The organism is Devosia sp., from assembly GCF_036676215.1.
In the GTDB taxonomy this organism is placed as follows: Bacteria; Pseudomonadota; Alphaproteobacteria; order Rhizobiales; family Devosiaceae; genus Devosia.
Genome location: NZ_JAKFDJ010000226.1, coordinates 46,410 through 71,831 on the forward strand (window position 1 = coordinate 46,410; position 25,422 = coordinate 71,831).

22 protein-coding genes and 1 tRNA gene are annotated in these 25,422 nt (G+C 63.8%); 19 read left to right on the top strand and 4 right to left on the bottom strand.

Annotation, left to right across the window (positions count from 1 at the left end; all coding sequences use genetic code 11):
• The first annotated feature begins 1 nt into the window (after nucleotide 1).
• The 7 genes from alr to V6M52_RS19305 all read left to right on the top strand — a co-directional run bounded on the left by alr (nucleotide 2) and on the right by V6M52_RS19305 (nucleotide 6,952).
• Nucleotides 2-1,129 carry an alanine racemase gene (gene alr, locus V6M52_RS19275; RefSeq protein ID WP_332687357.1) on the top strand — a complete coding sequence of 376 codons (1,128 nt, stop codon included), beginning with the start codon at nucleotides 2-4 and terminating at the stop codon, nucleotides 1,127-1,129.
• A gap of 91 nt (nucleotides 1,130-1,220) precedes the next feature.
• Nucleotides 1,221-1,757 (top strand): DUF1697 domain-containing protein, encoded by a 537-nt coding sequence (locus V6M52_RS19280; RefSeq protein ID WP_332702601.1) that lies wholly within the window; start codon nucleotides 1,221-1,223, stop codon nucleotides 1,755-1,757.
• Between the two features lie 9 nt (nucleotides 1,758-1,766).
• Entirely contained in the window at nucleotides 1,767-3,167 is a 1,401-nt protein-coding gene (gene radA / locus V6M52_RS19285; RefSeq protein ID WP_332687359.1) for a DNA repair protein RadA, read from the top strand.
• Between the two features lie 130 nt (nucleotides 3,168-3,297).
• On the top strand, nucleotides 3,298-3,933 hold the full coding sequence (locus V6M52_RS19290; protein ID WP_332687360.1) for a CvpA family protein: 636 nt from the start codon (nucleotides 3,298-3,300) through the stop codon (nucleotides 3,931-3,933).
• A 169-nt stretch (nucleotides 3,934-4,102) separates the two neighbouring features.
• Nucleotides 4,103-5,593 (top strand): amidophosphoribosyltransferase, encoded by a 1,491-nt coding sequence (gene purF / locus V6M52_RS19295; protein ID WP_332687361.1) that lies wholly within the window; start codon nucleotides 4,103-4,105, stop codon nucleotides 5,591-5,593.
• The gene (locus V6M52_RS19300) at nucleotides 5,593-6,342 is read left to right on the top strand and encodes an SDR family NAD(P)-dependent oxidoreductase (RefSeq protein WP_332702603.1); all 750 of its coding nucleotides are present in this window, start codon (nucleotides 5,593-5,595) and stop codon (nucleotides 6,340-6,342) included. The genes purF and V6M52_RS19300 overlap by 1 nt, the downstream gene beginning before the upstream one ends.
• A gap of 4 nt (nucleotides 6,343-6,346) precedes the next feature.
• Nucleotides 6,347-6,952: a GNAT family N-acetyltransferase gene (locus tag V6M52_RS19305; protein WP_332702605.1), complete on the top strand. Its 606-nt coding sequence runs from the start codon at nucleotides 6,347-6,349 to the stop codon at nucleotides 6,950-6,952.
• A gap of 63 nt (nucleotides 6,953-7,015) precedes the next feature.
• On the opposite strand, the gene V6M52_RS19310 is transcribed toward V6M52_RS19305, so the two are convergent.
• Nucleotides 7,016-8,278, bottom strand: coding sequence for a hemolysin family protein (locus V6M52_RS19310; RefSeq protein ID WP_332702646.1), 1,263 nt, complete (start codon nucleotides 8,276-8,278; stop codon nucleotides 7,016-7,018).
• A 213-nt stretch (nucleotides 8,279-8,491) separates the two neighbouring features.
• Between V6M52_RS19310 and V6M52_RS19315 the strand changes: the two genes are divergently transcribed.
• The 6 genes from V6M52_RS19315 (at nucleotide 8,492) to der (ending at nucleotide 15,080) form a co-directional block, all read left to right on the top strand.
• Nucleotides 8,492-8,929, top strand: a complete 438-nt coding sequence (locus V6M52_RS19315) for an MAPEG family protein (RefSeq protein WP_332691652.1) — start codon at nucleotides 8,492-8,494, stop codon at nucleotides 8,927-8,929.
• Nucleotides 8,930-10,222, top strand: coding sequence for an RsmB/NOP family class I SAM-dependent RNA methyltransferase (locus tag V6M52_RS19320; protein ID WP_332702607.1), 1,293 nt, complete (start codon nucleotides 8,930-8,932; stop codon nucleotides 10,220-10,222). It begins immediately after the preceding gene.
• Nucleotides 10,223-10,394: 172 nt separating this feature from the next.
• On the top strand, nucleotides 10,395-11,963 hold the full coding sequence (guaA, locus tag V6M52_RS19325) for a glutamine-hydrolyzing GMP synthase (protein ID WP_332691646.1): 1,569 nt from the start codon (nucleotides 10,395-10,397) through the stop codon (nucleotides 11,961-11,963).
• Between the two features lie 99 nt (nucleotides 11,964-12,062).
• A complete protein-coding gene (locus tag V6M52_RS19330) occupies nucleotides 12,063-12,695 on the top strand; it encodes a 2'-5' RNA ligase family protein (protein ID WP_332702609.1) in 633 nt (210 codons plus the stop codon).
• 99 nt (nucleotides 12,696-12,794) lie between these two features.
• Nucleotides 12,795-13,589 (top strand): tetratricopeptide repeat protein, encoded by a 795-nt coding sequence (locus V6M52_RS19335; protein WP_332702610.1) that lies wholly within the window; start codon nucleotides 12,795-12,797, stop codon nucleotides 13,587-13,589.
• Between the two features lie 39 nt (nucleotides 13,590-13,628).
• On the top strand, nucleotides 13,629-15,080 hold the full coding sequence (gene der, locus V6M52_RS19340) for a ribosome biogenesis GTPase Der (protein ID WP_332691637.1): 1,452 nt from the start codon (nucleotides 13,629-13,631) through the stop codon (nucleotides 15,078-15,080).
• 48 nt (nucleotides 15,081-15,128) lie between these two features.
• Here der and guaB read toward each other — a convergent pair whose 3' ends face one another.
• Nucleotides 15,129-16,631 (bottom strand): IMP dehydrogenase, encoded by a 1,503-nt coding sequence (gene guaB, locus V6M52_RS19345; RefSeq protein ID WP_332691634.1) that lies wholly within the window; start codon nucleotides 16,629-16,631, stop codon nucleotides 15,129-15,131.
• Nucleotides 16,632-16,817: 186 nt separating this feature from the next.
• Between guaB and V6M52_RS19350 the strand changes: the two genes are divergently transcribed.
• The 3 genes from V6M52_RS19350 to V6M52_RS19360 all read left to right on the top strand — a co-directional run bounded on the left by V6M52_RS19350 (nucleotide 16,818) and on the right by V6M52_RS19360 (nucleotide 20,262).
• Nucleotides 16,818-17,345 carry a hypothetical protein gene (locus V6M52_RS19350; protein WP_332702612.1) on the top strand — a complete coding sequence of 176 codons (528 nt, stop codon included), beginning with the start codon at nucleotides 16,818-16,820 and terminating at the stop codon, nucleotides 17,343-17,345.
• Between the two features lie 108 nt (nucleotides 17,346-17,453).
• Nucleotides 17,454-18,848, top strand: a complete 1,395-nt coding sequence (locus V6M52_RS19355) for an MFS transporter (protein ID WP_332702614.1) — start codon at nucleotides 17,454-17,456, stop codon at nucleotides 18,846-18,848.
• A 34-nt stretch (nucleotides 18,849-18,882) separates the two neighbouring features.
• Nucleotides 18,883-20,262 (top strand): MFS transporter, encoded by a 1,380-nt coding sequence (locus tag V6M52_RS19360; RefSeq protein WP_332702616.1) that lies wholly within the window; start codon nucleotides 18,883-18,885, stop codon nucleotides 20,260-20,262.
• 70 nt (nucleotides 20,263-20,332) lie between these two features.
• Here the strand turns inward: V6M52_RS19360 and V6M52_RS19365 are convergent, their stop codons facing one another.
• Together V6M52_RS19365 and V6M52_RS19370 are read right to left on the bottom strand one after the other, a co-directional pair.
• Complete coding sequence (locus V6M52_RS19365; protein ID WP_332689862.1) at nucleotides 20,333-21,073, bottom strand: RlmE family RNA methyltransferase; 741 nt, start codon at nucleotides 21,071-21,073, stop codon at nucleotides 20,333-20,335.
• On the bottom strand, nucleotides 21,063-22,247 hold the full coding sequence (locus tag V6M52_RS19370; RefSeq protein ID WP_332702618.1) for a Ppx/GppA phosphatase family protein: 1,185 nt from the start codon (nucleotides 22,245-22,247) through the stop codon (nucleotides 21,063-21,065). The genes V6M52_RS19365 and V6M52_RS19370 overlap by 11 nt, the downstream gene beginning before the upstream one ends.
• Before the next feature lie 238 nt (nucleotides 22,248-22,485).
• Between V6M52_RS19370 and V6M52_RS19375 the strand changes: the two genes are divergently transcribed.
• From V6M52_RS19375 to V6M52_RS19385, 3 genes are all read left to right on the top strand, one after another.
• Nucleotides 22,486-22,559, top strand: a tRNA-Gln gene (locus V6M52_RS19375).
• A 174-nt stretch (nucleotides 22,560-22,733) separates the two neighbouring features.
• Complete coding sequence (locus V6M52_RS19380; RefSeq protein ID WP_332702620.1) at nucleotides 22,734-24,641, top strand: site-specific integrase; 1,908 nt, start codon at nucleotides 22,734-22,736, stop codon at nucleotides 24,639-24,641.
• The gene (locus V6M52_RS19385; RefSeq protein ID WP_332702622.1) at nucleotides 24,638-25,378 is read left to right on the top strand and encodes a hypothetical protein; all 741 of its coding nucleotides are present in this window, start codon (nucleotides 24,638-24,640) and stop codon (nucleotides 25,376-25,378) included. Before V6M52_RS19380 ends, V6M52_RS19385 begins: the two co-directional genes overlap by 4 nt.
• Nucleotides 25,379-25,422 lie beyond the last annotated feature (44 nt).

Sequence of the window (25,422 nt, forward strand, 5' to 3'; positions counted from 1 at the left end):
CATGGCGCTGACGTCGGGCCTTGGGGGGCAACTCAGCATCGATCTCGGGGCACTGGCCCGGAACTGGCGGGCACTGGACAAGGTGAGCGCGGGCGCGCTGACGGGCGCCGTGGTCAAGGCGGATGCCTATGGCACCGGCATCACCATGGCCAGCAAGGCGCTGTATGCGGCGGGGGCGCGGTTCTTCTTCGCTGCAACACCGGACGAGGGCATGGCGGTGCGCGCGGCGGTGCCGGATGCCCACATCTTCGTGCTCAACGGCCTCTATCCCGGGGCGGCGAACCTCTATATCCGGCAGAATCTGATGCCGATCATCTCCTCGATGGCGATGCTGGAGGAGTGGCTGGCCAAGTGCCTTGAACGGAACGAGGCCTATCCATCGGCCTTTCATTTCGACACCGGCATGAACCGCTTCGGGTTCCGCCTCAACGAAGCAAGCCTGGTGCGCGACCGCATCCAGACGCTGGGCTATGCGCCGCAGATGGTGATGAGCCACCTCGCCTGCGCCGACCAGCCCAACCATGAGAAGAACCGAACGCAACTGGCGCTGTTCGGTTCGGTGATGACACAGTTCCCGGGCGTGCCGGCGTCGCTGGCCAATTCGGCCGGGTTGATGACCGGGCGGGACTATCATTTCCAGATGGTGCGGCCTGGCATTGCGCTTTATGGCGGGCGGGCCGTCAATGGCCGCAAGAACCCGATGGCGCCGGTGGTGACGCTGCATGTGCCGATCCTGCAGGTGAAGGAAGCGCGCACCGGGGAAACCGTGGGCTATGGGGCGACCTATTCGCTCTCCCGCGACAGCCGGCTGGCGATCATCAGCCATGGCTATGCCGATGGCTTCTTCCGCTCGCTGTCGAGCAACAATATGCGGCCGGGCGGCAAGGTGGCGATTCGCGGCAAGCTGTGCCCGGTGATCGGCCGCGTGTCGATGGACCAGATCACCGTGGACATTACCGAACTCGGATCGGACATCCCCAGCCCCGGCGAGGGCGCGGAAGTGTTCGGCAACCTTATCGGCGTCGACGACCAGGCGGACGCTGCAGGTACTATCGGCTACGAGATGCTGACGTCGCTGAAGGGCCGCTACAGCCGCAACTATGTCGGCGACGGCAATCTGCCGGAATGAGGGTGCTCGGCAAGCGCGGCGAAAGTTCCTGATTTGTTCTTGATTGCCCTTGGCAAGTGCGGTATCGGACTCGCAGTTGAAGAGGCCGTGAATGAGCGTCTTTATCGTCCTGCTGCGGGCCATCGGACCGATAACGCACAAGGTCATGTCGATGGCCCAGTGGCGTGAAGCCGTCGCCGCAGACGGATTCGTGGCTCCCGAAACCTATGTGGCGACCGGCAACATGATCATGCGTGGCGATGGCACGCTGGCGGCCGTCACCACGCGAATGGACCGCATCGTGCGCGACCTGGGTCTGGGGCCCGGCAACAAGGCGGTGGTGCGCACACCGGGACAGTTGCGGACGCTGCTGAGGGCCAATCCGTTTCCCGAAGCCGCCATCACCCGCCCCAGCGAGATCGGTGTCTATTTCTTTGCCGGGGTAAGACCCAGCTTCGAGTGGATCAAGGATTATGACGGGCCGGAAAGCATCCACATCGAGGGCCAGCACCTGATCGTGGACTATGACGGCCGGGGCTCAAATTCGCGCCTGCCCGTGGTCATCGAGAAGAAATCCGGCGTGGTTACGGCCCGCAACTGGAACACACTGCGGGGGCTGGTCGAGCGGTCTGCCGTACGCAACACCTAAGGAATCGTCTTGGCAAAATCGCGTTCTTCCTTCGTCTGCCAGAGCTGCGGCGCCGTCACCACGCGCTGGCAGGGACGGTGCGATGCCTGCGGCGAGTGGAACACCATTGTCGAGGAGATCACAGACAGCGGCGTCGGTGCGGGACCGAAATCGGCCAAGGCCAATGGGCGGCCGGCCAATCTGGTGCCCCTGTCGGGCGAGACAGAAAGCGCGGCGCGCGTCGTCACCGGCCTGGCCGAGCTGGACCGGGTGACGGGCGGTGGTTTCGTCATGGGATCGGCCTTGCTGGTGGGCGGCGATCCCGGCATCGGCAAATCGACACTGTTGCTGCAGGCAGCGGCGGCGCTGGCCAGCCAGGGACGGCGCGTCGTCTATGTATCGGGCGAAGAAGCGGTGGCGCAGGTGCGCCTTCGGGCGCAACGGCTGGGGCTGGGCGAGGCCAATGTGCTGCTGGCCGCCGAAACCAATGTCGAGATCATCCTGGCGACGTTGGAGAGCGGCCCTGCCCCGGACCTCGTCATCATCGATTCCATCCAGACGCTGTGGACGGATCGCGTCGACAGTGCCCCCGGCACGGTGACGCAGGTGCGCACCTCGGCGCAGGCGCTCACCCGCTTTGCCAAGAAGAGCGGCGCGGCTGTGGTGCTGGTCGGCCACGTGACCAAGGACGGGCAGATTGCCGGTCCGCGCGTGGTCGAGCATATGGTCGATGCCGTGCTCTATTTCGAGGGCGATACCAGCCATACCTTCCGCATCCTGCGCGGGGTGAAGAACCGCTATGGCGCGACCGATGAAATCGGCGTCTTCGCGATGACCGAGCTGGGGCTGGAACAGGTCGCCAATCCGTCGGCGCTGTTTCTCGACCAGCGCGACGAGGGCGCGGCGGGGTCGGCGGTGTTTGCCGGCATGGAGGGCACGCGACCCATCCTGATCGAAATCCAGGCGCTGGTGGCCCCTTCCCCCTTGGGCACGCCCCGCCGGGCGGTGGTGGGCTGGGATTCCTCGCGCCTTTCCATGGTGCTGGCCGTGCTGGAGACGCGTTGCGGGGTGCGGATCGGCGCCAATGACATTTATCTCAATGTCGCGGGTGGATTGAAGATCAACGAGCCCGCGGCGGACCTGGCTGTGGCGGCGGCGCTGATCTCGTCGCTGACCAGTTCGCCGCTGCCGTCGGATTCGGTCTATTTCGGCGAGATCTCGCTGGCCGGAGGGGTGCGCCCAGTGGTGCATGGCTCGCTGCGGCTGCGCGAGGCGCAGAAGCTGGGCTTCAAGTCGGTCTCGACGGGCCGGCTGAGCAATGCCGACCGCAATTCCGGGCTGGACGTGTCCGAATTCACCGCCTTGTCGGAACTGGTCGGGCGCATTGCTGCCAATGGCAAGCCGCGCGAGCCGGACCGGGAAGAGTGGTAGGGCGGCGACACCTGGCCGCTTTTCGGGGAGATCGAACGTGCGGACGCCCGGCACCCTTGGCATTGCGACACAAAGCGGCTAAACGAAGCCCCACAATGCCGGGGCGGCAACTGGAGCTAAGCGAAGACATATGCTGACAGCGTTCGACGTTGGTGTGGGTGTGCTGGTGCTGATTTCGGCAATCCTGGCGACCGCGCGCGGTTTGACCCGCGAAGTGCTCTCCCTGGCGACCTGGGCCGGTTCGGCCGCCATCGCCATCTATATGTGGCAATATCACCCCGAGATCGCGCGGCAGTACATCGCCGAAGCCATCGTGGCCGATATCGCGACGGTGGTCGTCACATTCATTGTGGCGCTGATCGTGCTGCATCTGCTGACCATGCGCATCGCCGATTTCGTTGTCGACAGCCGCGTCGGGCCGATCGACCGGACGCTGGGCTTCGTGTTCGGCGTGCTACGCGGCATATTGATCGCCATCGTCATCACCATTTTCGGCACCTGGCTGCTGCCCAACAACCTGCCGGCCTGGGCCGCGGAATCGCAATCGCTGCCGCATCTGCGCAATATGGGCCAGACGCTGATTTCACTGCTGCCCGAAGGCCTCGAGCAACAGGTCACAGACATGCTGCAGGGCGGCACGGGCCTTACCGAAGACCCGGAGGTGCCAGTCGCCCCGGTTGAAGAAGGTACGGATGCTACGGAAGACGGCACGGTGGTGCCGGCAGTGCCGCCAGCACCCGTTGCGCCAGCCACGCCGCAGGTCTGATCATAATCTGGTGAGCGCGCCGCGCTCGCCACAACCCTGACCGTCTTGCGAGGCATTGGTTCGGGTGAGCAAAATGGGCTATTGCGTGGGGACCAACTCACCTTTTGGCCCGGTCGCCATTGGCGGCACGCAGTCCTGCGGTTGAGGCAGCATTGGCATGGAGACCCCGGTGAACCATCCGAGCGACGACAGTTTCAGTCTTGATGGCGACACGCTGCACGAAGAGTGCGGCGTGTTTGGCATTTTGGGGCATAGCGACGCCTCGACGCTGACGGCGCTAGGGCTGCATGCCTTGCAGCATCGCGGCCAGGAAGCGGCGGGTATCGTCAGCTTTGACGGCCGACAGTTCTTCACCGAGAAGCGCATGGGCCTGGTGGGCGATCACTATACCGACCCGGCCCTCTTGGCGAAGCTGCCGGGCTCGATGGCCATGGGCCATACGCGCTATTCAACGACCGGCGAAGTGGCGCTGCGCAATGTGCAGCCACTATTTGCCGAGCTGGAAGACGGCGGCATCGCCATCGCGCATAACGGCAACTTCACCAACGGGCTGACGCTGCGGCGGCAGATCATCGCCACCGGCGCCATCTGCCAGTCCACCTCGGACACGGAAGTCGTGCTGCATCTGGTAGCCCGCTCACGTCACAGCTCAACCACCGACCGTTTCATCGACGCGATCCGTCAGATGGAAGGCGGCTATGCCATGCTGGCGATGACGCGCACCAAGCTGATTGCCGCGCGCGACCCGATCGGCATTCGTCCGCTGGTCATGGGTGAACTGGATGGCAAGCCGATCTTCTGCTCGGAGACCTGCGCTCTCGACATTATCGGCGCCAAATATATCCGCGACGTCGAGAACGGTGAGGTCGTGATCTGCGAAGTGCAGCCCGACGGCTCGATCAGCATCGAGGCGCGCAAAGCGGCGCGGCCGGCGCCGGAACGGCCGTGCCTGTTCGAATATGTCTATTTCGCCCGCCCCGACTCGATCGTTGCCGGGCGCAGCGTCTATTCGGCGCGCAAGCGCATGGGCATGAACCTGGCCAAGGAAGCGCCGGTCGAGGCCGACGTGGTGGTGCCAGTGCCCGATGGCGGCACGCCGGCGGCCATCGGCTTTGCGCAGGCCAGCGGCATTCCGTTTGAACTCGGCATCATCCGCAACCATTATGTCGGCCGCACCTTCATCGAGCCGACGCAGTCGATCCGCGCCTTCGGCGTCAAGCTGAAGCACTCAGCCAACCGCGCGGAGATTGCCGGCAAGCGGGTGGTGCTGATCGACGATTCCATCGTGCGGGGCACGACCTCGGTCAAGATCGTGCAGATGATGCGCGAGGCTGGCGCCACCGAAGTGCATATCCGCGTCGCCAGCCCGATGATCTACTATTCGGACTATTACGGCATCGACACACCGGACCCGGAAAAGCTGCTGGCCAACCAGCATGACAGCCTGGAGTCGATGTGCAAGTTCATCGGCGCGGATTCGCTGGCCTTCCTGTCGATCGATGGGCTCTATGACGCGGTGGGCGGGGAGAAGCGCAACCCCAAGGCGCCGCAGTTTACCGACCACTACTTCACGGGCGACTATCCGACGCAGTTGACCGATCTCAACGGCCGCTCCAAGAACGAGCCGAAACAAATCTCCCTGCTCAAGGAAGCCGGTTAATGGCTGGAACAAAAGTTGCCGCCGGACAGGATCTGGCAGGCAAGGTCGTCCTCGTCACCGGTGCCTCGCGAGGCATTGGCTATGCTGCTGCCATTGAAGCGGCCCGCCGCGGCGCCCATGTGGTCGCGGTCGCCCGCACGGTGGGGGGCCTCGAGGAACTGGATGACGAAATCCAGGATCTGGGTTCCGCAGCGACGCTGGTGCCGCTCGATCTGCGTGATGGCGATGCCATCGACCGGCTGGGTGCGGCCATCTTCGAGCGCTGGGGTGCGCTGGATGGCCTGGTCGCCAATGCCGGCCAACTGGGTGTGCTCAGCCCCCTGCCCCATGTGAAGCCGGAAGACTTCGACAAGGTGATGGCAGTCAACGTCACCGCCAATTATCGCCTGTTGCGCGCGACTGACCTGCTGCTGCGGCAATCGACAGCGGGCCGGGCCGTGTTCGTCTCGTCGTCATCGGCGCGGTCGGCGAAGCCATTCTGGGGGCTCTATGCCGCCAGCAAGGCCGCCCTCGACGCGCTGGTGAAGTCCTATGCCGGTGAAGTGGCGCAGACCAAGGTGCGCGTCAACGTGCTCTATCCTGGCGCCGTGCGCACCGCGATGCGCGCCAAGGCGATGCCGGGCGAAGACCCCGATACCCTGCCAAAGCCTGCTGATATCGCGCCCCGCCTGATCGATTTGCTGAGCCCGACGCTCAAGGAGAACGGCAGGCTGTTCGACGTCGACAAGGGCGCGTTCGAGGATATCTAGAATCATGGTGGCGCTGCGGCCCTATCGCCCGGACGATCTCGAAGCGCTTTACGAGATCTGTCTGGTCACCGGGGATTCGGGCGATGATGCCTCCCCGCTCCACAATGACCGCAAGGTGATCGGGCATCTCTATTCGGCGCCCTATGGCGTGCTGGAGCCCGAGCAGGTCATCCTCGCCGAGGATGAGCAGGGCGTTGCGGGATATATCGTCGGCACGTTCGATAGCGATGGCTTCGCCGCACGGCTGGAACGGGAATGGTGGCCGGCGCTGCGCCAGCATTATGCGGGCGTGCCCGCGTCGGAGCTGACCGAGACCGATCGCCAGCGCATCGGCGCAATCGTAGAGCCGTCGTTCAATCCACCGGGCATAGTGGCGCGGTATCCGGCCCATATCCACATGAACCTGCTACCGCGGTTGCGCGGGCAGCGCGTGGGGTCGGCGCTGCTGGAGCGCTGGATTGCCCAGGCCCGCGCGGCCGGCGTTCGTGGCATCCATCTGGGCGCGAACGCCAAGAACACCGGTGGCATCGCGTTCTGGACAAGGAGCGGCTTCGAGCCGCTCCAGTCAAACGACCGGACCGTGTGGTTCGGCATGGATTTAGGAGATTGAGACGGCACGACCTCGTGGTTAGCTCACCATGAGGTCGTGCCGTTGCATCGTGCCTGATCGGGCCTAGGCCAGTCTGGTCATCAGCACCTTGTCGATACGGCGTCCGTCGAGGTCGACGACCTCGAACTTCCAGCCATTATGCTCGAAAGTCTCTCCGGCCTTGGGCAGGTGATTGATGACCGAGAGCACGTAGCCGGCGACGGTTTCGAACTTGGCATCGCGGGGTATGGAGATCTTGAGCTTGTCGCCGAATTCGTCGACAGGCATCCAGCCTGCCACGAGGTAGGAACCGTCCTCGCGCTTGATCAGGGCCGGGTCATCGCCGGTTTCTTCCTGAAACACGCCGGTAATGACTTCCAGAATATCGCCGGAGGTAACAATACCTTCGAAGTGACCGTATTCGTCCACCACCAGGGCCATATGGACGGTGGAGTTGCGAATGGCTCGTACGACGTCCAGCGCGTCGGCGTGCTCCATCACCACCGGCACCGGCTGCACGAATTTGCGGATATCGAGCGGCAGGCCATTGGCGAAGACACCGATAATGTCCTTGATCGCCACCACACCAATGATGGAATCGGCGTCACCATCCTGCACCAGAAGGCGCGAGCGGTGGGTGTCCAGAATGGTGCGGCGGATTTCGTCGCTGTCATCGGAAAGATCGACCACGTCGACATCGAGACGTGGCGTCATCAGGCCGCGGGCCGACCGGTCGGCCAGGCGCATGACGCCCGAGATCATCGAGTGCTCGTCGGACTCGATCACGCCGGCGGTGGTGGCCTCGGCGATGATGGTCTTGACCTCTTCCTCTGTTACCTTCTCCTCGGACGCGCCGACCTGACCAAGCAAGGCCAGGACGCCCTTGCCGGATATGTCGAGCAGCCAGACGATGGGTGAACCGACGGCGGCCAGCAGCTTCATGGCAGGCGCAACGCGAGCAGCAACGCCCTCGGCATCACGCAGGGCAATCTGCTTGGGCACCAACTCGCCGACAATCAACGAGACATAGGTGATGAGCACCACCACGACGCCGACACCGAGGATATCGGCGATGTTGTCCGGCACGCCGACGGAGGCGAGCCATGAGGTGAGGCGCAGGCCAAGCGTGGCGCCGGAGAAGGCACCGGAAAGGATGCCGACCAAGGTAATGCCGATCTGCACCGAGGACAGGAACTTGCCCGGATCGTCGGCCAGTTCAATGGCGATTGCGGCGCCCTTGTTGCCTTGTTCCGCCATGCCGCGCAGGCGGGCGGGGCGAGCGGAAACGACTGCCAGTTCCGACATTGCCAACAGGCCGTTGACGATGGTCAGGACGACGACGATCAATATTTCTACGTACAAGGTCTTTTCATGGGAATGCGGCCCCGCTCTCAGCATCGGGTCGCTTATGCCAGAGCAATATAGAGGCAAGGGCCGGGTTGCACCATGGGCCTGGAAAATATGTCGCGGGGGCCGGGCGGCAGCCAGGTCTCACAGCGATTTTGGGTGCGCCGGCGGAGGTTTGCTCTACAAGGCAATATCTGCAGCGGAGCTTCTCCCATGCCCTTTGTCGACAAACTGCTGATCCTAGCCGTGGCCGCGCAGGTGCTGCTGACACTGGGCATCCTGGTCTGGATGGGGTTTGAGCGGGTGCCGCCGGTGGCGCGGGGCGAAATTGCGATCAAGGACATCGCGGTGGACGGGGACGCCTATCCGCTGCAGGCGCGGCTGCTGTCGAACAGCTTTGACAACCAGTTTCAATTGCCTGTTCTGTTCTATGTGGCGGCGCTGATCGCGCTGTGGAGCGGTGGCGCGGGCTGGATCGAGCTGGTGCTGGCATGGCTGTTCGTGGTGCTGCGCTATGTTCATGCGGGCGTGCATGTCAGCACCAATCGGGTGTTCCGGCGCTTTGCCGTCTATTGCGCGGGCCTTGTGGTGCTGGCGCTTCTGTGGCTATGGCTCGTGCTGCGCCTTGTCATCCTAGCCCCGAGTATCTGAATGCGTCTCCCCGGCCGCCTCTCTGCCGCCATTGCCGTGCTAACTGACGTAGAGACGCGCAAGCGCCCCGTATCCGAGGCGCTGAAGGCCTGGGGGCTCAACAACCGCTTTGCCGGGGCGGGCGACCGCGCCGCCATCGGCAATCTGGTCTATGACGCGCTGCGGCGGCGAGCATCGCATGCGGCGCTGATGGGCAATGACATGCCGCGTGCGCTGGTGCTGGCCGTGGCGATCCGCGACTGGCACGAAGACCCTGCAGCGCTGAGTGCCAGCTTTGCCGGCGACAGCCATGCGCCCGAGCCGCTGACCGATGAAGAAATAGCGCGCGCCGTGGGACCGCTCTCCGACGACACGCCGGGCTGGGCGCTGGCCGACATACCCGAATGGCTGGCGCCATCGCTGGAACGGGGTTTTGGCGGCAGCTGGATCGCCGAGGGACAGGCGATGGCGGGACGGCCTTCGCTGGATCTGCGGACCAATACGCTCAAGGCCAGCCGCGACCGCGTATTAAAGTCGTTGGCGCGGTTCAACCCGACCGAGACGGCCATCTCGCCGGTGGGCGTGACCATGCCGGCGGGGCCCGGCGACGCACGGACGCCCAATGTCACCACCGACGAAGGCTATCTCAAGGGCTGGTTCGAGGTGCAGGACCAGGGCAGCCAGATCGTGGCGGCGCTGGCAGGCGCCAAGCCCGGCGAGCAGGTGCTCGACCTTTGCGCCGGCGCCGGCGGCAAGACGCTGGCACTGGCAGCAGCGATGGGGAACAAGGGGCAGATCTTTGCCTATGACAGCGACCGGAATAGGCTGGCGCCGATCTATGATCGGCTCAAGCGCAATGGTGCCCGCAATGTGCAGGTGCGGGCGCCACAGCCGGGGGCGCTGGATGATCTCGTGGGGAAGATGGATCGCGTGGTCATCGATGCACCCTGCACCGGCACCGGAACGTGGCGGCGGCGGCCGGACACCAAGTGGAAGCTGTCGCCAGAATTGCTGGCGCAGCGCGTAGGCGAGCAGGCCGCGATCCTGGCGGAAGGGCAGCTTTACCTCAAGCCCGGCGGGGTGCTGGTCTATATCACCTGCTCGATCCTGCCCGAGGAGAATGACGATCAGGTTGCGGCCTTCCTAGCCGCCAATCCGGGCTTTGCCTCGGTTGCGTCCGAGGCATTGTGGCAGGCAGCTTTCGGGACGACCCTGCCCCCGAACCTTGACACCGCGCAGGGCGGCATTGCGCTCACGCCGCACCTTACCGGCACGGACGGGTTCTATTTCAACGCGCTGCGCACTGCGCACTAACTCAATAGTGAACCAGCAGCGCCGGGTCCGCGTTCGAGGGTCAGCGCGTCCGCACCAAAAGCTGACCCATGACCACCCCTTCGCTCGCCGACTACAAGACGGCGGCAAGCCGCAATCCTGTCCTGCTGCGGTTGGACTTGCGGAATCTGCGCCGTGGCGATATGGCCTCGCCATGCAAACCCCCGAGACTGCCGCCCCCGACGCCATCCTCATCGTGGACTTCGGTTCGCAGGTCACCCAGCTGATCGCGCGCCGCATTCGAGAGACGGGCGTCTATTGCGAAATCCACCCCTTCAACAAGGCGGCCGAGGCCTTTGCGGCGCTGCAGCCCAAGGGTGTCATCTTCTCGGGCGGACCAGCTTCGGTGACCGAGGAGGGCAGCCCCCGGGCGCCACAGGCGATCATCGATTCCGGCCTTCCCATTCTGGCCATCTGCTATGGCCAACAGACCTTCTGCCTGCAGCTGGGCGGCAAGGTCGAAGGCGGGCACCATCGGGAGTTCGGCCGGGCAGATGTGGAAGTCCTCGAGCCGAGCGCGCTCTATGAGGGTATCTGGCAGGTCGGTGGCAAGTACCCGGTCTGGATGAGCCATGGCGACCGCGTGACCGAGCTGCCAGAGGGCTTCAAGGTCATGGCGACCTCGCCCAATGCGCCATTCGCCATTGCCGGCGACGAGGCGCGCAAGCGCTACACGACCATGTTCCACCCCGAGGTGGTGCACACGCCCGATGGCGGCAAGCTGCTGGCCAATTTTGTGCACAAGATCGTCGGGCTTCAGTCCGACTGGAACATGCATGCCTATCGGCAGAAGATGGTCGAGAAGATCCGCAATCAGGTCGGCTCGGGCCGGGTGATCTGCGGGCTCTCCGGGGGCGTCGATTCCTCTGTTGCGGCCGTGCTGATCCACGAGGCGATCGGCGACCAGCTCACCTGCATCTATGTCGACCACGGACTGATGCGGCTCAACGAGAGCGAGCAGGTCGTGACCATGTTCCGCGACCAGTACAATATCCCGCTGGTGCATGTGGATGCGTCCAAGGTGTTCCTGCGGGAACTTGAGGGGCAATCGGACCCCGAGACCAAGCGCAAGATCATCGGGCGGCTGTTCATCGAGACGTTCGAGGAAGAGGCCAAGAAGCTCGGCGGCGCGCAGTTCCTGGCGCAGGGCACGCTTTATCCCGACGTGATCGAATCGGTGTCGTTTACCGGCGGGCCGTCGGTGACGATCAAATCGCACCACAATGTGGGCGGGTTGCCGGAGCGCATGAACATGGCTCTGGTCGAGCCGCTGCGCGAGCTGTTCAAGGATGAGGTTCGTGTGCTCGGCCGCGAGCTGGGCCTGCCCGAGAGCTTTATCGGCCGCCACCCCTTCCCCGGTCCGGGCCTTGCCATTCGCTGCCCGGGTGGCATTACGCCCGAGAAGCTGGATATCCTGCGGCAGGCCGATGCCATCTATCTCGATGAAATCCGCAAGTCGGGTCAGTATGACAAGATCTGGCAGGCCTTCGCAGTGCTGCTGCCGGTGCAGACTGTTGGCGTTATGGGCGATGGGCGGACCTATGAGTTCGTTTGCGCGCTGCGGGCGGTGACGTCGGTCGACGGCATGACGGCAGACTTCTACCAGTTCGACATGAACTTCCTCGGCAAGACGGCGACCCGCATCATCAACGAGGTGCGCGGCATCAATCGCGTGGTCTATGACGTGACCAGCAAGCCGCCCGGCACCATCGAGTGGGAATAGGACGCCGGCGGCGTCCTTGTTCACAATCCAGCATGCACAATTGACCGCTTGTCGCGGTCGCCCTACTGTAGAACAAATAGGGAACATGCGAGCCGTGCGATGGATGGGCAACTCGACTTTTTCGGAGGCGGATCGGACCGCGGGTTGAAGGGCGCAGGGCCGGCGCGTGAGGACTATCGTCACCGTTGGTATTTCACCATCGTGCCGCCGCCGGCGCTGGCGCAAGACATCGAGCGGGGCGCCGCGCTTCTGGCCCGGCGCTTCGGCGCGCGCTACCCGATCCGGGCGGACCGCCAGCACGTATCGCTCAATGGGGTGTGGAGGAGCAAGGACGAGATCGAGCCGGCTTTGGTTGATGAGGCGCTCGAAGTGGGCGATGCCATTCGCCGGCCCGGTTTCGACGTTGCCTTCGACAAGCTCCAGACCTTTGCCGGTAACAGCCGATCCAAGACCGGAGGGCGGAGCATCGTGCCGACTGTGCTGACCTGCTCGAATGGCGACCGAGAAGTCGTCGCGCTCCATGCCGATATCCGCCGCGAGATGCAACGGCTGGGCATGGCGGTGGGTCCCAGGTCGTTTGTGCCACACCTGACCATCTGGTACGGGCCGGAGCGCGTTCCCGACCTGCAGCTCAAGCGGCCCTTCCGCTGGGCCGTGCGACGGTTCTGGCTGGTCCATACCAGCAAGGGACAGAAGCGCCCGGATTATATCGGGGAATGGTCGCTCGGCTGATTGCCCGGCGGGCCTGATCGGCATTTCCGGCGCGCATTTGCTTTCGCGGGGCGCCATGCTAAACGTGCGCCCGAATTCACTGATGACCTTAGGCAGGCCATGTCCCAGGACAATATTTTCCGCGAGATCGATGAGGAGCTGCGCAGCGATCGTATGCGCGCCCTGTGGCGGCGTTTTGCTCCCTATGTGATCGGCGCCGCCGTGGGCGTGGTAGTTCTCGTTGCCGTCAACGAAGGCTGGACCTGGTATCACGCCAACAATGCCGCGCAGTCGTCGGACGAGCTCTATGAGGCCTTCGACCTGATCGATGGTGGGGACCTGACAGCTGCACAGACGCAGCTCGATACGCTGGTCGCCGATGGCTCGGGCAATTATCCGACGCTGGCGCAGTTCCGCAAGGCGGGCGTGATGGCCAAGGAAGGCAAGCTCGCCGAGGCCGTGGCCGCCTATGACGCGCTGGCCAACAGCCAGTCCAATCCCCGCCTGCGCGAACTGGCGCTGGTGCTGGCCGGCACGCTGCTGGTCGATGGCGGCACGCTGGCCGATGTCGAATCCCGCGTCGGCAGCATTGCCGTCGAAGGCAGCCCGCTGCGCAATGCAGCGCGCGAGGCGCTGGGACTGGCACAATACAAGGCCGGCGACTTCACCGCCGCGCAGGCAAGCTTTGAGGCGGTGATCAACGATCCGCTGACCCAGAGCACGGTGCGCAACCGCATGGGCTACTACCTGGCCCAGCTGCTGGCACAGGGTGCTGTTGCCGTAGAGCCAGAAGCGGCTGCCGATGCGGCAGCGACTGCCATTGACGATATTGTCAGCAACGAAGCGCCTGCGGCCGAAGCCACGGCTGAAGACGCCCCTGCTGAAACCACCGAGGCAGTGCCGGCCGCGCAATAGCGGCCGCCTCACCTCACGCCGGATCGGAACCCAGAACGCATGACCGTCACCGTTGCCATTGTCGGTCGTCCCAACGTCGGCAAATCCACCCTGTTCAATCGCCTCGTCGGTCGCAAGATCGCGCTGGTCGACGATACGCCAGGCGTTACCCGTGACCGCCGCGAGGCGGAGGGCCGCATTGCGGACCTGAACTTCCGCATTCTCGACACGGCCGGCTATGAGGACGTGACCGACGGGAGCCTCGAGGACCGGATGCGCCAGCAGACCGAGCTGGCGATCAAGGAAGCCGACGTCATCCTGTTCATGATCGATGCCCGCGCTGGCGTGGTGCCGCTCGACGAGCGTTTCGCGCAAGTGCTGCGCAAGGCCGGCAAGGATGTGCATCTGGTCGGCAACAAGGCCGAGAGCGGCGCGGCCGAGGCCGGGCTGGTCGAGGCCTATCGGCTTGGCTTTGGCGAGGCCATTGCGCTGTCAGCCGAGCATGGTCTGGGCCTGTCGGAGCTTTACTCCATCGTTTCAGCAACCATCGACCGCATGGCGGCCGAGAAGGACGCAAGGGAAATCGTCGATCTCGATGTGATGCCCGAAGTCGATGTCGACATCACCGAGGACATGCTGGAAGGCGAAGGGGAAGAGGCGACGTTGCGCTGGAACCCCAAGCGCTATCTCAACGTGGCCATTGTCGGCCGCCCCAATGCCGGCAAGTCGACGCTGATCAACCGCATGGTGGGCGAAGAGCGCGTGCTGGTTGGCCCCGAGGCCGGCATTACCCGCGACAGCATCCTGGTGCCGTGGGAATGGGAAGGCCGGGTGATCAACCTGGTCGATACGGCCGGCATCCGCCGCCGCGCCCGGGTCACCGAGAAGCTCGAGAAGCTTGCGGTGGGCGACAGCCTGCGCTCGATCCAGTATGCCGAAGTTGTCGTGCTGATGCTCGACGCGACCATTCCGTTCGAGAAGCAGGACCTGGCGCTGGCCGACCTGGTGGAGCGCGAGGGCCGCGCGCTGGTGATCGCGCTCAACAAGTGGGACCTGATCGAAGACAAGAATGAAGCGCTCAAGGTGCTGCGCGAGGAGTGCGAGCGGCTGTTGCCGCAATTGCGCGGCGTTCCACTGGTGACGCTGTCGGGCCTTACCGGCAAGAATATCGACAAACTGATGGACGCCATCTTCAAGATCGAGCGCAGCTGGAATTCGCATGTGTCGACGGCGCGGCTCAACCGCTGGCTCGCCGGCATGGTGGAGGGGCATCCGCCTCCGGCCGTGTCGGGCCGCCGGCTCAAGCTGCGCTACATGACGCAGGCCAAGACGCGGCCGCCGAGCTTCATCCTGTTCGCCTCGCGGCCGGATGTGCTGCCGACTTCGTATCAGCGCTATCTGGTCAACGGGCTGCGCGACGCCTTCGACATCAAGGGCACGCCGATCCGGCTCTGGGTGCGCGGCGGCACCGAGAACCCCTATAACGACAAGCAGAAGCGCCGGCTGGGATAACAAAAAACCCGCGGATCGCTCCGCGGGTTTTTTGTTTCTCTCGGGCGCCTATCGTCCGCTGCGGTAGTTCGGGGCTTCGCGGGTGATGATGACGTCGTGGACGTGGCTTTCGCTGAGGGCGGCGCCGGAGATTTTCACGAAGACGGAATTGTCGCGGAAGTCCTTGAGGTTGTGGGCGCCGGTATAGCCCATGGAGGCGCGCAGGCCGCCAGCGAGCTGGTGCAACACGGCCCCGGCAGCGCCCTTGTAGGGCACCTGGCCTTCAATGCCTTCGGGAACCAGCTTCATCTGGTCGCGCACATCCTGCTGGAAGTAGCGATCGGCCGAGCCGCTGCCCATGGCGCCGACCGAGCCCATGCCGCGATACGACTTATAGGAGCGACCCTGGTAGAGATAGACTTCGCCGGGGCTCTCGTCCGTGCCGGCCAACAACGAGCCGATCATGACGCAGGAGGCGCCACCGGCCAGCGCCTTGGCCATATCGCCGGAGAACTTGATGCCGCCGTCAGCGATGACGGGAATGCCCTGCCGAGCCCCCTCCTCCGCGCAGGCCATGACGGCCGCGAGCTGGGGCACGCCGACGCCCGCGACAATGCGGGTGGTGCAGATCGAGCCGGGGCCGATGCCGACCTTGATGGAATCGGCGCCAGCGTCGATCAGGGCCTTTACGGCCTCGGCGGTGGCGACATTGCCGGCAACGATGCGCGTGGAATTGCTCTCGCGCTTGACGCGCTCGACAGCCTCGGCAACGCGCACGGAGTGGCCGTGGGCGGTATCGATGACCAAGAGGTCAACGCCGGCATCAATGAGCGCCAACGAGCGCTCGAAACCCTGGTCGCCCACCGTGGAGGCGGCGGCGACGCGCAGGCGTCCCTGATCGTCCTTGACGGCGTTGGGATTGAGCTGGGCCTTTTCGATATCCTTGACGGTGATGAGGCCGGTGCAGCGGTAGTCCGCATCGACGACCAGCAGCTTTTCGATGCGGTGCTTGTGCAGCAGTATCTTGGCTTCGTCCTTGGAAACGCCGTCACGGACGGTGACCAGCTTTTCGAAGGTCATCAGCTCGCGGATGGGCTGGGCCGGGTGGGAGGCGAAGCGCACGTCGCGATTGGTGAGAATGCCCACCAGCTTGCCAATGGCGCGACCGCCCGTGCCGCCATTCTCGACAACCGGAATGCCGGAGATGCGGTTGGACTGCATCAGCGCCAGCGCATCAGCCAGGGTGGCGTCGGGGCCGATGGTGATCGGGTTGATCACCATGCCGCTCTCGAACGACTTGACCATGCGGACCTGCTCGGCCTGCTCGGCGGCGGTGAGGTTCTTGTGGATCACGCCCATGCCGCCGGCCTGGGCCATGGCGATGGCCATGGCGCTCTCGGTGACGGTATCCATGGCCGAGGACAGGATGGGAAGATTGAGCGCTATGTCCTTGGTGACATAGGTGGAAATGTCGGTCTCGGTGGGCAGGACATCGGACCGCGCCGGCTGCAGCAGCACGTCGTCGAAGGTCAAAGCCGCATCGCCGGTGATGGTGGTAATAATCTTCGCCAAGGCCAGACCTTTCCTGCCTTCTGATGAAATCAGAGATGTTGGAATGTGAGCCGGCCGATGGACTCGGCGGGCTCGGGTTGGCGAGGGTCAATAGCACCGGGCGGGCCACTTGCATAGGGGTGGGGCGGCGCTTGTCGGGCTGGGCGGCCCGGCGCATAGTGCATGTCTCGTCGGGAGGATCTCGCCATGCGCCATTTCGCGGCTGCCTGCCTATTCGTTGCGGCCTTCGCCCCCCTGGCGGCGCTGGCCGGCGAATTGGACGGATACGTGCAGCCGGAAGACGGTGCGCGGTCGTGCTGGTCGCGCAGCTATGACGCGGCGCATCTGGCTGAACATCCGGACCAGCAGGTCACCGAGATCAGTTTCGCGGTGGGCTACATGGCTGCGACGATCGAATTTGCCGAGCAGTACAGCTTTTATCTGGAAGCACGGCGCCGCGACGGCACGGAGGGTTATGCGAGCGGGCCCTGCCATGCGCAAGATGGCAAGATGTGGTGCGGCGTGGAATGCGACGGCGGCGGGGTGCTGCTGGAACGCCGCGCGGATGGCAAGGTGCTGGTGGACCTGGCGTCACACGGCTATATCCGCATGTCGGGTGGCTGCGGCGGCGGCGGGGAGGGTGACGGATTCTCGCTCGAGGCCGGCATGGACGACCATGAATTCCTGCTGCACCCCGAAACGCCCAAGACGTGCAAGTCGGCAATTCTGGAATAAAGGCGTACGGCCAAGGTAAAATCCGGCCTTTTCAGCGGCGACACCGGCGTTCATAGTATTTCAGTCGCTCCGCCGCGACCTCCTCGATTCCTCCCGGTCTAAATCCCCGTGATCCGCGTCACACCCCTCATCCTGGCGGTCGCCCTGTTCATGGAACAGATGGATTCGACTGTCATCGCCACGTCGCTCCCCGCGATCGCGGCCGATATCGGCACAGAGCCGATCGCGCTCAAGCTGGCGCTAACGGCCTATTTCGTGGCGCTGGCCATATTCATTCCGATCAGCGGCTGGATGGCCGACCGGTTCGGCGCCAAGAACATCTTCCGGCTGGCGATCTTCGTGTTCATGCTGGGGTCGCTCGCCTGCTCCTTCTCCTTCTCGCTCGAGAGCTTCGTGGTGTCGCGGTTCTTCCAGGGCATCGGCAGCTCGATGATGACGCCGGTGGGGCGCCTGCTGCTGGTGCGCTCGACGCCGCGCAGTGAACTGGTGGCGGCCATGGCGTGGCTGACCATTCCGGCCCTGCTCGGGCCGTTGACCGGGCCTCTGATCGGCGGGTTTCTCACCACCTATCTCAGCTGGCACTGGATCTTCTGGATCAATATCCCGATCGGCATAGCCGGGATCATCCTGGCCGGCATCTTCCTCAAGGTTCCGGACGGCCGCATTCCCAGGCCCATCGACGCGGTGGGGTTCATCCTGGCCGGCATCGCCTTTGCCGGGTGCGTGTTCGGACTGTCGGTGGTCAGCCTGCCGGCGCTGCCGCTCGTCTATGGCTACCTGACCATCGTCGTCGGCGTCGTCTCCGGCATCTTCTATTTCATGCATGCCAAGAGGACGACGTTTCCGTTACTCGACCCCGCCCTGCTCCGGCACAGATTGTTTCGCGCGTCGATCCTGGGCGGTTCGTTCTTCCGCATCGGGGTCGGTGCCGTGCCCTTCCTGCTGCCCTTGATGCTGCAACTGGGGTTCGGGCTCAATCCCTTCCAGTCGGGCGCCATTACCTTCGTTTCGGCCATTGGCGCGATCACGAGCAAGTTCATCGCGGAGCGGGTGTTCGCGCACTTCGGCTTTCCCCGCATATTGGGATTTACCGCACTGTTCGGCGGGCTGCTGATCGCGGCGCAGGGGCTGTTCAACATCGACACGCCGATACCGGTGATGATGGCCGTGTTGCTAGCCGGCGGCGTCCTGCGCTCGGTATTTTTCACCGGGACGAATGCGCTGGGTTATGCCGATATCAGCGATGAGGAGGCGAGCCAGGCGACCGCGATCGTTGCGGTATGCCAGCAGCTGAGCATAGCCTTTGGCGTGGCGGTGGCCGGCGGCATCCTTGAAGTCAGCACAAGCATGCATGGCGGGGAGCTGTCCCTGTTCGATTTTCAGATAGCGTTTTTCGTGGTTGGCGGGCTCAGCGCGCTGGCCGGTTTGATTTATTGGCGATTGCCGACCGATGCCGGCCAGAATGTTTCGGGCCACCAGGCCGTGGGCATCCAGAAGGAGTGACCGGTTCTCCGGCAACAGTTATTTGTCACGCACCGTGCCCCTCGTCCTCGCCACTGCGCTGTTCATGGAGAACATGGATTCGACGGTGATCGCCACCTCGCTGGCTGCCATCGCCGCCGATATCGGGACCGACCCGATTTCGCTGAAGCTGGCGCTGACGTCGTATCTCGTGGCGCTGGCCATCTTCATTCCGGTGTCGAGCTGGATGGCCGACCGGTTCGGGGCGCGCAACGTGTTCCGCGTGGCGATGCTGGTATTCATGTTCGGCTCGATCGCCTGCGCGCTTTCCAGTTCGCTATTGCAGTTTGTCGGCGCCCGCTTCGTGCAGGGCATGGGCGGCGCGATGATGGGGCCGGTGGCGCGACTGGTGCTGGTGCGGGCGACGCCGCGGCACCGGCTGGTGGACGCCATGGCGTGGCTCACCATACCGGCGCTGATCGGCCCCATCGTCGGTCCGCCGTTCGGCGGGTTCCTCACCACCTATTTCTCCTGGCACTGGATCTTCATCATCAACGTGCCGATCGGCATCCTGGGCATTGTGCTGGTCGGGTTCGCCCTGCCCAACACACCGACCCGCAGCGCACCACGGCAAATCGACCGCAAGGGCTTCGTGCTGGCCGGCTCCGCCTTTGCGCTGTTCGCGTTTGGTTGTTCGGTGATGAGCCTGCCTGCCCTGCCCCCGGTGATCGGCGCCGTTGCGGCGGCGATCGGCATCGGCATTGGCGCCATCTATGTGCGGCATGCGCTGAGCACGGAATATCCGCTGCTCGACCTGCGGCTGCTGCGGCTGCCGGTGTTTCGCATTTCGGTGGTGGCGGGGACATTCTTTCGGCTGGGCCAGGGGGCGGTACCGTTCCTGTTTCCGCTCATGCTGCAGCTCAGCTTCGGCATGAGCCCGTTTGAATCGGGGATGATCACCTTTGTCAGCGCCATCGGCGCGCTGATCGCCAAATTCGTCTGCAACTGGCTGTTTGCCCGCTTCGGCTTCAAGTATCCGCTGGTGCTGGCGACGGCCATTTCATGCCTCGGGATCCTCGCCATGGGGCTTTATACGCCGGCGACACCATTACCGCTGATGCTGGGCATCCTGACCTTTGTCGGCTTCTGGCAATCGGTGTTCTGGACCGGCTCCAACGCTTTCGTGTTTGCCGATGTGGAGGACAAGGACGCCGGACAGGCCAATGTGATCAGCCAGGTCTGGGGGCAGCTGATGTTCGCCATGGGCGTGGCGCTGGGCGGCGGTACGCTGGAACTGGTGCACCGCATGCGCGGCGAAGGCCCGCTGGTGCTCGCGGATTTCCAGACGGCCTTTTTCGTGGTGACCGCGGTGGGGGCCATTGCCACCGTACTGTTCCTGCGCCTGCCGAACAATGCCGGGCACCAGCTGACGCGCGGTGGAGGTGGCGAGCACTGAGCGGCGAGAAAGGAAAGGCCCCCTCACCCGGCGCTGTGCGCCGACCTCTCCCGGGAGGGGCGAGGCAAGATCAGCGGTCGTATTCGCCTTCGCCCTGCACGGTGTCGTTGCTGCCCTTGAAGCCCTTGGCGATCAGGTAGGCTTCGGCCGAATCCTGGCGGCTGGAGGGGGGCTTGGCGTGGAAGGTGGTCTTGAAGTGGCGCTTGAGCATGTGCAGCAGCTCATGCTCGGTGCCGCCCTGGAACACCTTGGCGACGAAGACGCCGCCGGGCGAGAGCACATCGAGCGCGAAGGCGGCGGCGACTTCGATCAGCTGCACGATGCGCAAATGGTCGGTCGGGCGGTGGCCGGTGGTGGGCCAGGCCATGTCGCTCATCACGATATCGGCCTTCTTGCCGCCCATGGCCTCGATCAGCATGGCCGGCGCGTCTTCGTCGGTGAAATCCTTCCGCAGCAGGATGACGCCGGGAATGGGGTCCATCTCGAGATAGTCGATGCCGACGATGAGGGGATTGGCCGAGGTCGAGCCCGTCGCCTTGGCGGCGACCTGCGCCCATCCGCCCGGGGCGGCACCCAGATCGACGACGCGCATGCCCTTGCGGAAGAGCTTGTACTTCTCGTCCATCTCGCGAATCTTGAAGGCGGCGCGCGAGCGGTAGCCTTCGGCGCGGGCGCGGGCCACATAGGGGTCGTTAAGCTGGCGCTCCAGCCATTTGGTGGAGCTCACCTTGCGGCCCTTGGCCGATTTGACGCGGATCTTGAGATCCTTGTCGGACTTGCGGCCGCCTGTGCCGAGAGCCTTATCCACCATTGCCATTCCTCCGCGGATATCGCACCGCCCGGCTGTGGGCGCGGTCGGCGTCCATCAGCGAAATCAATATGCCCTCGCGCAGGCCGCGATCGGCAACGCGCACGCGCTCGGTCGGCCATTCGCGCCTGATGGCTTCGAAAATGGCGCAGCCGGGCAGGACCAGGTCGGCCCGGTCGCGCCCGATGCAGGGATGGGCGACGCGACGATCGAAGGGCATGGCCAGCAGCACCTTCATCGTCTCATCGACCTCGCCCCGCTTCATCCACAGGCCATCGACCTTCTGGCGCTCATAGCGCTCGAGGCCGAGGTGGAGCCCGGCCAGGGTGGTGACGGTGCCCGAAGTGCCGATCAGGTGCACCGGATGGGTGGCGATCATCTGGCGCAGCTTCTCGCGGCCGCGGAACTGGCGCAGATGCTCGGCGACATGGGCCACCATGGCCTCGAAGACCGCAGCGGAGACATCGACGCCGCCGAATTTCTCGGCAATGGAGACCACGCCCACGGGCAGCGATTGCCAGGAGCGGATCGAGGCGGCCATGCGGCCCTGCGCCTTGGGGCGGCCGCCGCGAAAATCCATCCAGGCCAGTTCAGACGAGCCGCCGCCGATATCGAACATCAGCGCGCCCTGGGCGCTGCCCTCGATCAGGTCGGCGCAGCCGGTGACGGCGAGTTCGGCCTCAGTGCGGCGATCGACGATTTCGAGATCGAGACCGATCTCGGCCTTGACCCGGGCGAGGAAGGCCGGACCGTTCTCGGCGGCGCGGCAGGCCTCGGTGGCTATCAGGCGCATACGGGTAGGCTGGTGCTCGCGCAGCTTGTTGCGGCACTGGCGCAGCGCTTCCATGGTGCGCTCCATGGCCGCATCGCTCAGCCGCCCGGTGACCGAGACGCCCTCGCCGAGGCGGACGATGCGGGTGAAGCCATCAAGGACGCGGAAGCCGTGATCATGCGGACGGGCGATGAGCAGCCGGCAATTATTGGTGCCCAGATCGAGTGCCGCATAGATGGGCCCGCGATGCCGGCGCGGATTGGTGGCGGCTGGTGTCCGCTTGTCCGCCTCGGGCGGGGGCGTGTCGGCCCCTGCCCTCCCCGCCGGTCCGGGACTGGACGGGGCACGGATCGCCGGCTCGTCGAGAGACGAGAGTGCGGCGGCGGACCGATCGGAATCGGTCACAGAAGTCTCCTGTCGTGCGCGGTCGCCAAAACCGGCCAAGCCGGTCGCGCCCGAGCGCACTGTTCATTGCGTGTCGCCGATGACGGTAGTGCAAGGGGGCGGCAAGCGCAATGCCAGCGGCACGCACGGCGGACATGTCAGAGGCGCTTGCAATCTCGTCGGGCATTGTCTATGCAGTGCCCGCGCCGGACGCTCACGCAGCCCCGCCGCGCCGCCGGCCTTGGGCCGGGTCCCTTGCTGGGGAATAGTTCAACGGTAGAACAGCGGACTCTGACTCCGTCAATCTTGGTTCGAATCCAGGTTCCCCAGCCACACGCTCAGCAAAACTCCAGGTTTTCCGCAGGTTTCAGCCAACTCTAGCCGGCCAAATCGTGGGTTTCCCACCGCTTTGGCCACCAGATTGGCCACCGGGCTCGTCTGCATGGCTGTGAAGCGGGTCCGAATCTGGACGCTACCGCTTCGCACCCGATGCGCAGCGAACCGGTCATGACGGAGATGGTCATGCCTGCGGACAGCTTCCTGCGCCTCAAGGGGCGCACGTCCTACTTTCGGCGCAAGATTCCGGCTGCGTTACAGACTCAGCTTGCGTCAAGCGAAATCTGCCTCAGACTAGGTGTTATCGACAGAGATTCGGCAGTGCAGCTCGGGCGGCGCTTGGCGGTGGCGGTCGATGCGTTCTTTGTGTCTGCGCGTAGGAATAAAATGCTGTCATCACAACACCTGACCGCCTTGCTCGGGTCCGCTTTGCAGGAGTGGCGCGCGACCATTCAGCCCGTCCCGGTGCCGCTGGTCTCAACACGCGAGCAGGCCAAGACCATGGCCTCGCTGGCCGATGGCTTGTTGCATCGCCAGAGCGACGGCTACCCCATGGTTGATGACGCTTTCATCGCCGCGCAATTTGGCGCGACCGGGATTGAGGTGCCGACAGACCCGATGGCAATGCGACTGGCCGGCAATGTGTTGACGGCTGGCATGGCGGCGCACTATCTCGAAACGGCTGCGGAGCTGGCGCGGCAAGGCGGTCTCGACCGAGGCCTTTTCAAGCTGCCGGCGGCCGAGTGGGAAGAGAAGGCATTCCGGCTCGTGGCGCCTTATGGCGATGTCGAGGAAGCCAGTGCCGCTTCACCAAAGCGAGAATCTCTGTCCCAGGCGCCGGTTCGCCCGACGCGCTCGGCAATCCCCGCCAGCGCGCCAATGCCGACAGCGCCGGGTGGCGTCTCAACCAAGTTTGCGCGCGAAGCGGGCGCGACCTTGTCCACCCAGGCCAACTACATCGTCAGTGAGCGGGTAAAGGCCAAGCAGGTCGGGCCGGACGCGGTCCGAAATCTGGGCCCGTCCTTGCGGCTGTGGCTGCAAATCTGCGGCGATGCGGACGTACGCGCTTATTCTGCCCAGCACATGGCAGAGTTCCGCAGTGTGCTGATCGACATTCCCAAGGTGTATTGGCGCTCTGCGGGCGAGCAGGCTAAGAACATTCTACAAGTGATTGTCGAGGCTGGTGCCAAGGGGCCAGACTATGTGCGTGTTTCGCCCAAGACGGTGAACAAGCACATTTCCAACCTCAACAGCGTCTTCGAGTATGCCAAGACCATGGGGCTGATTGAACGGTCCCACGCCAGTTTCGCGGAGGGCCTTTATCTCGAGACCGGCAGTGAGGTCAGCGGCCTTGAAGAGAACGAGGAGCGCCCGGGCTATACCCCGGATCAGGTGCAACTCTTCTTCACGCATCCGGTCTACCAGGGCCGCAAGAGCGAATACTTCTACAATGACCCTGGCCAGGTGATTGTGCGCGATGCCCTCTACTGGCTCCCGCTGCTGGCCTGCTTCCAACTTATGCGCCGCGAGGAAATCTGCCAGCTCAAGGTCAAGCACGTAAGGCAGGACCAAAGTATCTGGTATTTCGACCTGATGCACCATGAGGTGAAGGTCAAGCGTCACTCATCCAAGCGCCGGGTCCCTGTGCACGACAGCATCATCAAGCTAAGCTTCCTTGAAGAAGTCGTGCACGGCCGCGAACCGGAGGAGCTGCTGTTTCCAGAGCTCGTACCCAACGCCAAGGGCTCACATTCGGACGCGGTAGGCAAGCGAGTGAGCCGGATGGTCGATAGCCTCGGTATTAAGCTCGTCCGCGTTGACGATACCGAGGCCGATGGGGCGCTCCACCCTTTTCGTCACCACGGCATTACCCAATTGGAGAACCAAGGCATTCAAGGGGGCATCATCGACGCGCTCTCCGGCCATTCTTCGAACGACAGAAAGAGTGAGCGTCGCCGGTACACCGATGAAATCTACCTGAAAGTCCTGCGCGACACGATCAACAAGCTGCATATCCCGGTTGATCCGAATGCTCTGAATGGCAAATGGCGAGCATCGCGCCAAGAGGACCGCCCATGACGCTTGCATTCAACTGGCCCAGAGAATCCAGCAGCGAGATGAAGATTCCTCGGCGCAGCGATACCTCGTTTTGGGAAAAATTCCCTGACCGCCAACCTGGCGCCAGCATTGAACATCTCTATCGTTGCGATTTACTCGAAAGCAGCCAAGGGTTGATAACGGAAACGACCGGCGTCTTCGGTCATCGCTATGTGAATCCGTTGGACAACGTTCTCTCACTCCTGCGTATCTACAATCAACCGGCAGAAAATCTCCCACCAGTTGCGTCTATTATTTCGTACGTTACTGAATTGAACGCGAAAGGGAGGAAGGCTCTCGGTATCTATTACTTTTCAACTGAACTCGGCGCTGCAATGATGCAGATGAATAACCTTGAAAACTCGAGGCAATTGGTCGGCTTGGGCGGGGTAGTGACAGGTGAGTTTCCGGACGAGTTCATCAGGAATGTTTCGATACTGTCGCGTGTCAAAGTTGGCGATTTGCCGAAAGGTGTTTGTTTCGCCGACCCAATTCCCCAAGACTCCAAGGACGGAATTGTTCACGTAGTTGATGCGGAAAGCGTGTCAATTAACCTAGGTAAGATCGAATTTCGCGTCGCAGGAACGTGGGTCCAAGGTACAGAAGTCCTGTTTGAAGAAGTGATCGAAACCGCCAGAAATGGCAGTGTATCACATCTTGTCCCGGCGTTTGTATTTGCAATGGCCGGCGAAAATGCCAACAACACGGGATATTATTAGAAGAAATATTTCACCGTCTCGAAATTGATCTTCAATTCCCGAGG